Annotated in this window: 11 protein-coding genes and 1 pseudogene (1 of these 12 only partly in view); 10 read left to right on the forward strand and 2 right to left on the reverse strand. The window is 64.4% G+C overall.

Annotated elements, in window-relative coordinates; all coding sequences use genetic code 11:
• The 9 genes and pseudogenes from nusG to K789_RS0106165 all read left to right on the forward strand — a co-directional run.
• Positions 1 to 305, forward strand: a pseudogene (nusG, locus tag K789_RS22485) (transcription termination/antitermination protein NusG) (it extends 564 nt beyond the left edge of the window).
• A 130-nt stretch (positions 306 to 435) separates the two neighbouring features.
• Positions 436 to 867: a 50S ribosomal protein L11 gene (gene rplK, locus K789_RS0106135; protein ID WP_024365990.1), complete on the forward strand. Its 432-nt coding sequence runs from the start codon at positions 436 to 438 to the stop codon at positions 865 to 867.
• Positions 868 to 1,008: 141 nt separating this feature from the next.
• Positions 1,009 to 1,716 carry a 50S ribosomal protein L1 gene (gene rplA, locus K789_RS0106140; RefSeq protein WP_024365991.1) on the forward strand — a complete coding sequence of 236 codons (708 nt, stop codon included), beginning with the start codon at positions 1,009 to 1,011 and terminating at the stop codon, positions 1,714 to 1,716.
• Between the two features lie 86 nt (positions 1,717 to 1,802).
• Entirely contained in the window at positions 1,803 to 2,300 is a 498-nt protein-coding gene (locus K789_RS22490; protein ID WP_051180925.1) for a hypothetical protein, read from the forward strand.
• Between the two features lie 97 nt (positions 2,301 to 2,397).
• A complete protein-coding gene (locus K789_RS26405; RefSeq protein ID WP_272943957.1) occupies positions 2,398 to 2,523 on the forward strand; it encodes a hypothetical protein in 126 nt (41 codons plus the stop codon).
• A gap of 185 nt (positions 2,524 to 2,708) precedes the next feature.
• Positions 2,709 to 3,818, forward strand: coding sequence for a GNAT family N-acetyltransferase (locus K789_RS0106150; protein ID WP_024365993.1), 1,110 nt, complete (start codon positions 2,709 to 2,711; stop codon positions 3,816 to 3,818).
• 311 nt (positions 3,819 to 4,129) lie between these two features.
• Entirely contained in the window at positions 4,130 to 4,738 is a 609-nt protein-coding gene (gene rplJ, locus K789_RS0106155) for a 50S ribosomal protein L10 (protein ID WP_024365994.1), read from the forward strand.
• 73 nt (positions 4,739 to 4,811) lie between these two features.
• Positions 4,812 to 5,186, forward strand: a complete 375-nt coding sequence (gene rplL / locus K789_RS0106160) for a 50S ribosomal protein L7/L12 (RefSeq protein ID WP_024365995.1) — start codon at positions 4,812 to 4,814, stop codon at positions 5,184 to 5,186.
• A gap of 215 nt (positions 5,187 to 5,401) precedes the next feature.
• A complete protein-coding gene (locus tag K789_RS0106165; RefSeq protein ID WP_024365996.1) occupies positions 5,402 to 7,234 on the forward strand; it encodes a bifunctional metallophosphatase/5'-nucleotidase in 1,833 nt (610 codons plus the stop codon).
• Positions 7,235 to 7,317: 83 nt separating this feature from the next.
• Here the strand turns inward: K789_RS0106165 and K789_RS0106170 are convergent, their stop codons facing one another.
• Together K789_RS0106170 and K789_RS0106175 are read right to left on the reverse strand one after the other, a co-directional pair.
• Positions 7,318 to 7,833: an aminoacyl-tRNA deacylase gene (locus K789_RS0106170; protein ID WP_192815734.1), complete on the reverse strand. Its 516-nt coding sequence runs from the start codon at positions 7,831 to 7,833 to the stop codon at positions 7,318 to 7,320.
• Positions 7,834 to 7,838: 5 nt separating this feature from the next.
• Positions 7,839 to 9,035, reverse strand: coding sequence for an acetyl-CoA C-acetyltransferase (locus K789_RS0106175; RefSeq protein WP_024365998.1), 1,197 nt, complete (start codon positions 9,033 to 9,035; stop codon positions 7,839 to 7,841).
• Positions 9,036 to 9,413: 378 nt separating this feature from the next.
• Here K789_RS0106175 and rpoB point away from each other — a divergent pair, with 378 nt between their 5' ends.
• On the forward strand, positions 9,414 to 12,932 hold the full coding sequence (rpoB, locus tag K789_RS0106180) for a DNA-directed RNA polymerase subunit beta (RefSeq protein WP_024365999.1): 3,519 nt from the start codon (positions 9,414 to 9,416) through the stop codon (positions 12,930 to 12,932).
• The last annotated feature ends 9 nt before the right edge of the window (positions 12,933 to 12,941 follow it).

Raw genomic sequence — 12,941 nt, forward strand, 5'->3', positions numbered from 1 at the left:
CCGGCTTCGTGGGCAACGCCCACAACCCGGTCCCGCTGCGCCTCGATGAGGTCTTCTCCATGCTCGCCCCGGTCTTCGAAGAAGAGCAGGCCGAGAAGGGCAAGCCGGTCAAGCACGCCGCCGCGCAGATCGACGTCGACTTCGAGGTCGGCGAGTCCGTCATCGTCAAGGAAGGTCCCTTCGAGACCCTTCCGGCCACGATCTCCGAAATCAAGGTGGACTCCCAGACCCTCGTGGTGCTGGTCTCCATCTTCGAGCGCGAAACCCCGGTCACGCTGGCCTTCAACCAGGTCAGCAAGATCTAGCTTTCCCCACAGAATTCGCTCCGGACTGCCCGCTTAGCAGCCCCGGAGCGGCCGGCCGCCTCGCCATGGCGGCCACCAACCTGAGGCACGCTCCTGTGCCCCAGGACGTAATTGAGAGAAGGACCCTACATTGGCTCCCAAGAAGAAGGTCACCGGCCTCATCAAGCTGCAGATCCAGGCAGGCGCCGCTAACCCGGCCCCGCCGATCGGTCCTGCGCTTGGCCAGCACGGTGTCAACATCATGGAATTCTGCAAGGCGTACAACGCTGCGACGGAAGCCCAGCGCGGCAACGTTATTCCGGTTGAAATCACGGTCTACGAGGACCGTTCATTCACGTTCATCACCAAGACCCCGCCGGCCGCGGAACTCATCAAGAAGGCTGCAGGCGTTGCCAAGGGTTCACCGACCCCGCACACCGTCAAGGTTGCCAAGCTGACCCAGGCCCAGGTCAACGAGATCGCCACCACCAAGATGGAAGACCTCAACGCCACGAGCCTCGAAGGCGCCGCGAAGATCATCGCCGGCACCGCCCGCTCCATGGGTATCACCGTCGAAGGCTAAGAGCCTTTACCGCCGGGCAACCGGCACCACCTAAACATTGAAATGTTGGAAACCCGGCACGGATAAACCGGCCGGAGCCCCGACTGTGGCAGGGCCCAGCGCGGTCCGCAGACCACAACTGCACAAGGAGAAATAAGCAGCATGGCAAAGCGCAGCAAAGCATATGAGGCAGCCGCAGCCAAGATCGACGCGGAGAAGTTCTACGCGCCGTTCGAGGCAGTGACCCTGGCCAAGGACACCAACCCGTCCAAGTTCGACGCCACCGTTGAGGTCGCTTTCCGCCTGGGCGTTGACCCTCGCAAGGCCGACCAGATGGTCCGCGGCACCGTTATCCTGCCCCACGGCACCGGTAAGACCGCCCGCGTCCTCGTCTTCGCAACGGGCGACAAGGCTGAGGCAGCTATCGCAGCCGGCGCCGACTTCGTTGGTTCCGATGACCTGATCGAAAAGATCGCAGCCGGCTGGACCGACTTCGACGCCGCCGTCGCCACCCCTGACCTCATGGGCAAGGTTGGCCGCCTCGGTAAGGTCCTGGGTCCGCGTAACCTGATGCCGAACCCGAAGACCGGCACCGTGACCGCTGACGTCGCCAAGGCCGTCAACGACATCAAGGGCGGCAAGATCGACTTCCGCGTCGACAAGCACTCCAACCTGCACTTCATCATTGGCAAGGTTTCGTTCGACGCCCTCAAGCTGGCCGAGAACTACGCCGCCGCCCTGGAAGAGGTTCTTCGCCTCAAGCCGTCCGCTTCCAAGGGCCGGTACATCCAGAAGGCTACCGTCGCCACCACGTTCGGCCCGGGCATCTCGGTTGACCCCAACGTCACCAAGGTCCTGACCGAGGTCTAATCCCCGGTAGGCAGCAAAAAAGACCGCCCCGCATCCGCGGGGCGGTCTTTTCTGCGTTCCGGGGCGGGCACGGTTACGCTGCCCCGGTGACTACAGCCCCGTACCGCATCGAACGTCTCGTGCTCCCTGACGCCCTCGATTCCCCGGACGCGGGCAACTTCCTTGACGCCGGCGAATTGTGCGACGCCCTGCCCCGACATATCTGGGGCAACCTGGGCCGGGCAACCCCGCCCGAGGCCCGGCTGCAGTTCTGGCGTGACAATGAGTACCGGAGAATCCAGCTGTTCTTCGTGCGCCAGGACGGACGGTTGGCGGCCCGGTCCTGGGTCCGCTGCGAGCTCCAGGAGAACCTCCGCAGCGCAATGGTCCACATCGATGTGCTTGAGGAGTTCAGCGGCCGGGGGATTGGCCAGGCACTGCTGCGCCCGCGGAAGAGCTGGCGGCCGCGGCGGGCCGCACCATCCTGCAGAGCTGCACGGAGCATCCTGCCGGCTTTGACCCGGAAAACCGGGACACAACGGTCAAGCCGGCCACCGGAACGGGAGCGGTTCCCGCAGACGCGCGCGGTGTCCGCTTTGCCCTGAAAGCCGGGTACCGGTTGGAACAGGTCTCGCGCTTCAGTGCCCTGGATGTTCCCGCCCATGCCGCAACCTTCGGCGCCTGCTGGCGGAGTACCCGGCGGTGGAACGCGTCATCACGATCACCGCAGCAGAAAACGATCACATGCTCGCGATCAATATTGCCCGGGGCTTCCGGGCCGCCGGCTGGGACGGGGAATGGCAGCGGAGCGTCGGCGCCGGCGGCTGAGCGGCGACGAAGGGGCCGCCGCATGTCGCTGACGGAACGGGTATTGCGGGTATTGATGGACCCGTATTGAAGGAACGATTGGATGGAACGCCGGCGCAAACCGGCATATGCTGGCGGTGGTAACCCGGTTGTCGCCGGGTTTCCGGCACCCATGGATGGCAGAACAGCTGGGGATGATGCCCGTTATGGCAAACGACGTACGGATTGAACAGCTGTGGATCCCTGATTCCCTTGACGGGACAGACGCTGCCGACTTCATTGCCGCCGTCGAAGTGGGACGCAAGGTGCGAATGCAGACCTGGGGGAGCGACGATCTCGCCTACGCGCCGCAAGAAAAGCTGCTGGAAATGGCGGACCCTTACGAGCGCCAGGTCATCCTCGTGGCCAGGGTCGGCGGGGAAATCGCCGGAACCGTCGACATCGCGCTGCCTCTCGCGGACAACCTCGACCTGGCCGAATTCGCCCTCGACGTCCTGCCGGAATTTCAGGGACGGGGAGTGGGCCGCCAGCTCCTCGAAGCCGCGGAGCACTTCGCCCGCGATGAGGGCCGTCATACCATCCTGATCGACACGAACCATCCGAGTTCCTCACTGGGCGACAGCGAAGCCGGGCAGCTGGTGCCCGGCACGGGCCTCGGCTTCGTCCCGATGAACAGCCGGGAGGTCGAGTTCGCCCGCCACAGCGGCTATACCCTGCAGCACATCGAACAGTTCAGTGCCTGCACGCTGCCCTTGGACAGCAAGCTCGTGGAGGAGTTGGAAACCGAGGCCGAGGAAGCCAACGCCGGCCGCTACCGCCTGCACCACTGGACGGACCGATGCCCGGACCAGTGGCTTGAGGCCGTCGCGGCGCTGGAAAACAGCGCGGGCGAAGACGGAGTGCCCGGAGCCGACGACACGGACATGGTGTTCGACGGCGGCATCCTCCGCGAGGCGGAAGACGTCGCCATCGCGCAGGGCCGCCGGACAGTGGTCACCGCCGTCGAACATATCGGCAGCGGCGAGCTGGTGGGCCTGACCACCATCAGCGTCCTCGCACTGCGGCCCGACGTCGTGTTCCAGGACGACACCGTGGTTCTCAGCGAGCACCGGGGCAACAAGCTGGGCCTGCTGATCAAGGTCGCGAACATGGAACGGCTCTCCGAACAGTTCCCGGATGCCCGGGTCCTCTACACCTGGAACGCCCCGGAAAACCGGTACCTCCTCAAGGTCAACCTGCAGCTGGGGTTCACCACGGCGGGAGTGACGGGGATCTGGCAAAAGGAGCTCCCGGACTTCGGCCCCAGCGTCAGCTGAACGGCACGCCAGGGGCACGATTTGGAGCACACGCCCCGTCTCGCGTAAGCTGGGGGGACCAAAGACCGTCGGTTGTTGGAAATCCACTCTCCCAAGCAAGACTCACTTCTGCAGTCGCGCCGGGAGAGCCAGTGGATCTCCGGACGAAGGACCCTGAACATAGGGCGGCCGGCGCAGGTGAACGAAGCAAAGCTCCGCAGTCATGGACTGCGTCGAGACAAGCCCCGTGCATCTGCGCGGGGCGTTTTTTAGTTTTTAGCTCTTTTGAGCGGGGACCGGGAAATACCGGCACTATCCCCGGAAGGAGGGTTATGGCAACGCCTAGCAAGGTTTCAGCAGTAGCTGAGATCACTAACGATTTCAAGGAATCGAACGCCGCTGTCCTGACCGAATACCGTGGGCTCACCGTTGCACAGCTCAAGCAGCTGCGTGTCTCTCTCGGCCAGGACACCAAGTTCTCGGTCGTCAAGAACACCCTGACCGCCATTGCAGCCAAGGAAGCTGGTGTCGAAGCATTCGACGGTCAGCTCGCCGGCCCCACTGCAATCGCGTTCATCAAGGGTGACGCAGTTGCCGCTGCCAAGAGCCTGACGGATTTTGCCAAGGCCAACAAGCAGCTGGTTATTAAGACCGGTTACTTCGAGGGCAAGGCACTGAACGCCAGCGAAGTTGCTGCCCTGGCAGCACTCGAGTCCCGCGAGCTGCAGCTCGCCAAGGTTGCAGGCATCCTCAAGGCTCCTGCTGCCGCCGCTGTACGCATCATCGACGCGCTGCGCCTCAAGCTTGAAGAAGAGAACGGTGCACCGGCTGAAGCCGAAGCGCCCGCCGCTGCTGAAGCCCCGGCCGACGCAACTGCTGAAGCCCCGGCCGACGCCGCCGCTGAAGCTCCGGCCGACGCCGCAGCCCCCGAAGAGAACTAACTCTCTAAACCAGACTCCGGTGCGAAGGCACGGCTCCGGCCGCCGAGCACCACTATAGGAAGGACGCCACACCATGGCGAAGCTCACCAACGAAGAGCTCATTGAAGCTTTCAAGGAACTGACCATCATCGAGCTCTCTGAGTTCGTAAAGCTCTTCGAAGAGACCTTCGAAGTTACGGCTGCTGCTGTTGCAGTTGCTGGCCCCGCTGCTGGCGGCGCCGCTGAAGAAGAAGAGCAGACCGCATTCGACGTCATCCTGGAGCACCCGGGCGACAAGAAGATTGCAGTCATCAAGGAAGTTCGCGCAATCACTTCCCTGGGTCTCAAGGAAGCCAAGGACGTTGTTGACAGCGCCCCGAAGGCCATCCTCGAAGGCGTCACCAAGGAAGCTGCCGAGAAGGCTGTTGCACAGCTCGAAGAAGCCGGCGCTCGCGTTACCCTCAAGTAACTCGCCGCTTCAGGAACTGTCCGGGAACCACGCGTTCCCGTTCCGCTCCGGGAAACCCCGTCCACTCCGGTGGGCGGGGTTTCCTGCGTTCCGGCCGGAAGCCAACGGAACGTGAATTCGCAAAAAAGATTGCTGACTCTCTGTTCTCCCCGGCAGGTGCGCCCCTAGACTTTGGCTTTGTGCCAACAGGCCGCCAACTTTGAGGAGCTCACACAATGACCGACCCCAACACTCCCCTCTCCCGCCGCGCCATGCTCACCGCGGCCCTCGTCGGGGGAAGCGCAGCCGCAGCGACCCTGGCCGGGGCCCCGGCCGCCCAGGCAGTCCCCGCAACCGGCCGGAAGCCGTTCACCCTGACGGTGCTTGGCACCACCGACCTGCACAACAATGTCTTCAACTGGGACTACTTCAAGAACGTCCCCTACACCGACACCGCGGGAAACAAGATCGGCATCGCCCAGGCGGCCACCCTGATCAAGGCCATGCGGGCCGAACGTGGAGCGGCGAACACGCTCACCATCGACGCGGGGGACACCATCCAGGGGACACCCCTGGCCTACTATTTCGCCAAGATCAGCCCCATTTCCGCGACGGTCACGCACCCCATGGCGCTGGCCATGAACGCGGTGGGGTACGACGCCGTCGGCCTGGGCAACCACGAATTCAACTACGGCATCCCGTTGCTGCGCACCTGGGAACGCCAGCTCGACTTCCCCCTGCTCGGCGCTAACGTCCACGACGCCGTCACCGGCAAGCGTGCCTTCACGCCGTACGTGCTCAAACGCGTGAAGACCGACAACGGCTGGCTGACCGTGGGCCTGATCGGCTTCGTCACCCCCGGCTGCGCTCTCTGGGACCGCGACAACGTCCAGGGAAAGCTGGACTTCAACGGCATCGTCGAGGAGGCAAAGACCGTCATTCCGCAGCTCAAGGCCGCCGGAGCCGACGTCGTCATCGTCACGAGCCACTCGGGCGCCACCCCGGGATCCTCCTACGGCGATGCCCTGCCGTTCCCGGAGAACGCCTCCACGCAGCTGGCCGAAGAGGTTCCCGGCATCGATGCCATCCTGGTCGGCCACGCCCACCTGGAGATCCCGGAACGCTTCGTCACCAACAAGGCCACAGGCAAGCCCGTCCTCCTGACGGAACCGCTCAAGTGGGGCATGCGGGTCTCCGTCATGGATCTGGAGCTGGCCAAGGACAAAGGCAAGTGGACCGTCACGTCCGCCCGCTCGCACCTGCTGGACGCCAAGACGGCCGACGCCGACCCCGCCGTCGTGCGCGCCGTCCAGGCCGGGCACGAGGCGACGGTGAAGTACGTCAACGAGGTGATCGGCACCTGCACCGCCCCGCTGAGCACGGCCACCGCCTGCTGGGAGGACTCGGCGGCCATCGACGCCATCAATTACATCCAGGCCAGCACCATCAAGGCTGAACTGGCCAACAGCCCGTCCGCCGGCCTCCCGGTGCTCTCCATCGCTGCGGCCTTCTCCCGTTCGGTGGACGTCAAAGCCGGGCCGCTGACCATCAGGGACGTCGCCGGTCTCTACATCTTCGACAACACGCTGCTCTCCATCAAGGTCACTGGAGCCCAGGTCAAGGATTATTTGGAATGGTCCGCGCAGTACTTCAAGCCGGTCCTCAGCACCACAGCACGCGCCGCCGACGTTACGAACGCTGCCACCGCAGTGGCCCCGGGCGGGACGCCGGACTACAACTACGACGTCGTATACGGCCTAGACGCACCATTGAAGTACGAGATCGACCTCGCCAAGCCGGTGGGGCAGCGCATCACCGGGCTCAGTTACGGCACCGGGGCCCTGCGGATGGACCAGGAATTCGCCCTGGCCATCAACAACTACCGGCAGAGCGGCGGCGGCAACTTCCCGGCAGTGAAGACGGCACCGGTGCTCTCCAACAGCCAGCAGGAAATCCGGCAGCGGATCATCGACTACGTCGTGGAGCACGGCAGCCTGGACGTGGCGGTGTTCAGCCAGGACAACTGGCGGCTCACCGTCAACGGTGAGGCGCTCACCGTCACCGCCTAACAGCAACGCGGGGTCACGTCCGGCCCATCCTGACCGTCCGGATGGGCCGGAAGTGACCCCGCGTTGCAGTTAACCCGGCTGGGCTAGTTCGGTTCGGAGATGTCCGCGACCACGGCGTCGAGGGCGGCGGTCAGGGCGTCGGCGTCCACGAAGGCGCTGTAGCCATGCTCGCCCGCGCCCAGGGAAATCCTGCGTCCGGTGATGCTCCGGTCCGCGTAGACCGGCCACGCAACGGTACTTCCGAGAGGTGTGATGGTGCCGCGCTCGTAGCCGGTGGCCGCCAGGGCGACGTCCGCCGTCGGAAGCGACAGCCTGTTCACCCCGATCAGCGCGCGGAGCTTGGGCCAGGAAATCTGCCGGTCGCCCGGGATGAGCGCAAAAAGGAAACTGCCGTCCTTGTGCTTGACCACAAGTGACTTCACGATATCCCCAGGCCGGATTCCAAGGATCCTGGCCGCCTCCTCGAGGCTTTTCGCGGCAAGGCGCTCCACGAGCTGCACGTCGAGGCCGCGGGTGGCGGCGTCCGCCAGGAACCGTTCCCGCCCGGCGCCGCCACCATCGGCCGCCGCGCCAGGCACGGGCTCTGCGGGGTCCGTCATGGCGCTCAGTCGCGGAACAGCAGGAGCGCTTCGCCCTGGCCGCCGCCGCCGCAGAGGGACACAGCGGCCTTGCCGCTACCGCGCCGCTTCAGCTCGTGCGCCGCATGTAGCGCAAGCCGGGCGCCGGACGCGCCGATCGGATGGCCCAGGGCGATCGCGCCGCCGTGGATGTTGCACTTCTCCAACGGGAAGCCAAGGTCCTTGAGTGACTGCACAGCGACGGAACCGAAGGCCTCGTTGATCTCGATGAAGTCCAGGTCAGCGGCGGACCAGCCGGCCTTGTGCAGTGCGCTGTTGATCGCGTTGGAGGGCTGGGAGTGCAGCGAGTTGTCGGGACCCGCCACCTGGCCGGGCTTGCCGACGACGGCAAGGTACTCAAGACCGTTGTCCTCGGCGAACTTCCGCGAAGACAGCACGAGGGCCGAGGCGCCGTCGGACAGGGGAGAGGAGTTGCCGGCGGTGATGGTGCCGTCCGTGACGAACGCCGCCCGCAGGCCCGCCAGCGAGCTGACAGTCGTGTCCGGCCGGATGCCCTCATCCGCGGCCAGGATGACCGGCTCGCCCTTGCGCTGCTTGACGCTGATCGGGGCGATTTCGCCGTCGAACACGCCGTCCTTGGCGGCCCGGGCGGCGCGCTGGTGGGACGCTGCCGCCACCTCGTCCTGGGACGTGCGGTCAATCCCCAGCGTGAGGTTCTTGGTCTCGGTGGACAAGCCCATGGACTGCCCGTCGAAGGCGTCGGTCAGGCCGTCATGGGCTGCGACGTCGAGGGCCTGGAAGGAACCGTAGGTCCAGCCCTGCCGGGAACCGGGGAGGATGTGCGGCGCCCGGGTCATGGATTCCTGACCCCCGGCGACGACGACAGTGGCGTCGCCGCTGCGGATCATCCGGGCCGCATCGATCACCGCGGTCAGCCCGGACAGGCAGACCTTGTTGATGGTCACCGTCGGGACGTTCCAGCCGATGNCGCCGACGGCGCTCTGGCGGGCGGGGTTCTGGCCGGCTCCGGCCTGCAGCACCTGGCCCATGATCACCGAGTCCACCTGCTCCGCCTTCACGCCGCTGGCGGCCAGGGCCGCCCGGATGGCGTGCGCGCCGAGTTCCACGGCCGTGAAGCTCGCGAGTTGCCCGTTGAGGCGTCCCTGGGGCGTGCGGGCGGCAGCGAGGATGACAACATCATTGTTGTCTGCAGAGTTGCTCATGGTTTTCTCTTCCGATCTTGAACGATGTACAGCAAGGCTATCGTGACCCCGGTCACGGGGCCATTCGCCCGCCGGGGGCGCCGGGCGCGAGCGGCGGCCCCGTGCTTGCAATCCCGCGCGAAGTGGGGTAGACAAGTAGGTTGCTTTGCCGTATCGTAGATATTTGCGTCTTCCCTGTTTACCTTCAGCCTTCATATAGCGGTGGGCTTAGCCTGGCAGCTGCGCCATCAATGTGCCGTCTACAACGTGCACCACCCATGGCCAGCGCGGGTCCCGGGTCATATAGCGGAACCGGACTGGTAGCACTGCGGAGTCACTCCGCAGGGTGCATAACGGGGGAGATCTGAAAACGCCTGAAGGTCTGTGGAAGGATCCCTCTTGGTCGCCTCGAGCACCTCTAATGTAAACAACGCTGCAACCGCTATCAATGCCGACAGCACCGACGGTGCAACCCGCCGGCTCTCATTCGCAAAGATTCACGAACCTCTTGACGTTCCGAATCTGCTTGCCCTGCAAACGGACAGCTTTGACTGGCTGGTCGGAAACGAACGCTGGCAGGCACGCGTAGCCAAGGCCGTCGAAGAAGGCGACCTCAGCGTCGCCACCTCCTCGGGTCTGTCCGACATCTTTGAAGAGATCTCCCCGATCGAGGATTTCCAGGGCACCATGTCCCTGAGCTTCTCGGAGCCGGAGTTCGCTGATCCGAAGTACACCATGGCTGAGTGCAAGGACCGGGACGCAACGTACTCGGCTCCGCTGTATGTCAAGGCCGAATTCATGAACAACAACACGGGCGAAATCAAGCAGCAGACCGTGTTCATGGGTGACTTCCCGCTGATGACCGAGAAAGGCACCTTCGTCGTCAACGGCACCGAGCGTGTTGTTGTCTCGCAGCTGGTCCGCTCCCCGGGCGCCTACTTTGAGCGCACCGCCGACAAGACCAGCGACAAGGACATCTTCACCGCGAAGATCATCCCGTCCCGCGGCGCCTGGTTCGAACTCGAAATCGACAAGCGCGACCAGGTCGGCGTTCGCCTCGACCGCAAGCGCAAGCAGTCCGTCACGGTGCTGCTGAAGGCCCTCGGCTGGACCGAAGGCCAGATCCTCGAAGAGTTCGGCCAGTACGACTCCATGCGCGCAACGCTGGAGAAGGACGCCACCGAAACCCGCGAAGATGCCTTGCTGGACATCTACCGGAAGCTGCGACCGGGCGAGCCGCCCACGGTCGAGGCTGCCCAGTCCCTGCTGGACAACCTGTACTTCAACTCCAAGCGCTACGATCTGGCCAAGGTTGGCCGCTACAAGATCAACCGCAAGCTCGGCATCGACCGCTCCCTTGGCGACAAGGAAGCGTCTGTCCTGCACGTTGAAGACATCGTCGCCATGATCAAGTTCCTCGTTGCCCTGCACGCCGGTGAGAAGACCCTCACGGGCAAGCGCGACGGCCAGGACCACGAGCTGCGCGTTGAGATCGATGACATCGACCACTTCGGCAACCGCCGCATCCGCGCCGTCGGCGAGCTCATCGAGAACCAGGTCCGCACCGGCCTGTCCCGCATGGAGCGCGTTGTCCGCGAGCGTATGACGACCCAGGACGTCGAGGCCATCACGCCTCAGACCCTGATCAACATCCGCCCCGTCGTGGCAGCGATCAAGGAGTTCTTCGGAACGTCCCAGCTGTCCCAGTTCATGGACCAGAACAACCCGCTGTCGGGTCTGACCCACAAGCGCCGCCTGTCGGCTCTTGGCCCGGGCGGTCTGTCCCGTGACCGTGCAGGCATGGAAGTCCGAGACGTTCACCCGTCCCACTACGGACGTATGTGCCCCATCGAAACCCCTGAAGGCCCGAACATTGGTCTGATCGGTTCACTGGCTTCCTACGGACGCATCAACCCGTTCGGCTTCATCGAGACCCCGTACCGCCTCGTGTCTGAGGGTGTCGTCTCCGATGAGGTCGAGTACCTCACGGCCGATGACGAGGCAGAGGTCCTGATCGCACAGGCCAACGCTCCGCTCGACGAGAACAAGAAGTTCGCCGAAGAGACGGTCCTCGTCCGTGCCCGTGGTGGTGGAGGCGAGCCCGTGCTGGTTCCCGCCGCCGAGGTCGAGTTCATGGACGTTTCCCCGCGCCAGATGGTGTCCGTGGCTACCGCCCTGATCCCGTTCCTCGAGCATGACGATGCAAACCGCGCACTCATGGGTGCCAACATGCAGCGCCAGGCCGTGCCGCTGGTCCGTTCCGAGGCGCCGTTTGTCGGTACCGGCATGGAACGCGCCGCTGCCGTCGACGCCGGTGACGTCACCATCGCCAAGAAGGCGGGTGTGGTCACCGAGGTCTCCGCTGAGCTCGTGATTGTGCTCAACGACGACGGTACGGAAACCAACTACCGGATCAACAAGTTCGCCCGCTCCAACCAGGGCAACTGCTACAACAACCGCGTTCTGGTGAACGAAGGCCAGCGCCTGGAAGTCGGCGGCATCATCGCTGACGGCCCGGCAACGGACCAGGGCGAACTGGCCCTCGGTAAGAACCTCCTCGTGGCATTCATGTCATGGGAAGGCCACAACTTCGAGGATGCCATCATCCTGTCCCAGCGCATCGTGGCAGAGGACGTTCTTTCCTCCATCCACATCGAGGAGCACGAGATCGATGCCCGCGACACCAAGCTTGGTGCCGAGGAAATCACCCGTGACATCCCCAACGTGTCCGAGGAAGTCCTTGCAGGCCTGGACGAGCGTGGCATCATCCACATCGGTGCCGAGGTCGAAGCCGGCGACATCCTGGTCGGAAAGGTCACGCCCAAGGGCGAGACCGAGCTGACCCCGGAAGAGCGCCTGCTGCGCGCCATCTTCGGTGAGAAGTCCCGCGAAGTGCGCGACACCTCCCTGAAGGTTCCGCACGGCGAGTCCGGCACCGTTATCGGTGTCCGCGTCTTCGACCGCGACAACGACGACGAGCTGCCCCCGGGCGTCAACCAGCTGGTCCGCGTCTACGTGGCCGCCAAGCGCAAGATCACCGACGGCGACAAGCTCGCCGGCCGTCACGGCAACAAGGGCGTTATCTCCAAGATCCTCCCGATCGAGGACATGCCCTTCCTTGCCGACGGTACCCCCGTTGATATCGTCCTGAACCCGCTGGGTGTTCCGGGCCGTATGAACGTCGGCCAGGTGCTCGAAACGCACCTCGGCTGGGTTGCCAAGACCGGCTGGAAGATCGAGGGCGAGCCCGAGTGGGTCAAGCAGCTGCCGAACCTGCCGCGCGAGAGTGGCTCGACCACTGTCGCAACGCCGGTCTTCGACGGTGCGCGTGAAGAGGAAATCACTGGTCTCCTCGACTCCACCAACGTCACCCGCGACGGTGTCCGCCTGATCAACTCCTCAGGCAAGACCCGCCTGTTCGACGGCCGCTCCGGCGAGCCGTTCCCGGATCCGATCTCGGTCGGCTACATGTACATCCTGAAGCTCCACCACCTGGTGGACGACAAGATCCACGCGCGCTCCACCGGCCCGTACTCCATGATCACGCAGCAGCCGCTGGGTGGTAAGGCACAGTTCGGCGGCCAGCGGTTCGGTGAAATGGAAGTGTGGGCGCTCGAAGCTTACGGCGCCGCCTACACGCTCCAGGAGCTCCTCACGATCAAGTCGGATGATATCCACGGTCGTGTGAAGGTCTACGAAGCCATCGTCAAGGGCGAGAACATCCCGGAGCCGGGCGTTCCTGAGTCCTTCAAGGTCTTGATCAAGGAAATGCAGTCGCTGTGCCTGAACGTGGAAGTTCTTTCCACGGACGGAACCACAATTGAAATGCGTGACTCTGATGACGCAGTCTTCACGGCTGCGGAAGAACTGGGCATCGATCTGTCTCGTGCAGAGCCCAGTTCCGTAGAAGAGGTTTAGCAGGTGGGG

Origin of the sequence: Arthrobacter sp. TB 26 (assembly GCF_000427315.1) — a bacterium.
In the GTDB taxonomy this organism is placed as follows: Bacteria; Actinomycetota; Actinomycetes; order Actinomycetales; family Micrococcaceae; genus Arthrobacter.

What these genes read in the sequence shown, in the direction of transcription:
- rplA (WP_024365991.1), top strand. Translation starts at nt 1,009, where the DNA reads ATGGCAAAGCGCAGCAAAGCATATGAGGCAGCCGCAGCCAAGATCGAC.
- K789_RS0106150 (WP_024365993.1), top strand. Translation starts at nt 2,709, where the DNA reads ATGGCAAACGACGTACGGATTGAACAGCTGTGGATCCCTGATTCCCTT.
- rplJ (WP_024365994.1), top strand. Translation starts at nt 4,130, where the DNA reads ATGGCAACGCCTAGCAAGGTTTCAGCAGTAGCTGAGATCACTAACGAT.
- rplL (WP_024365995.1), top strand. Translation starts at nt 4,812, where the DNA reads ATGGCGAAGCTCACCAACGAAGAGCTCATTGAAGCTTTCAAGGAACTG.
- K789_RS0106165 (WP_024365996.1), top strand. Translation starts at nt 5,402, where the DNA reads ATGACCGACCCCAACACTCCCCTCTCCCGCCGCGCCATGCTCACCGCG.
- K789_RS0106170 (WP_192815734.1), bottom strand. Translation starts at nt 7,833, where the DNA reads ATGACGGACCCCGCAGAGCCCGTGCCTGGCGCGGCGGCCGATGGTGGC.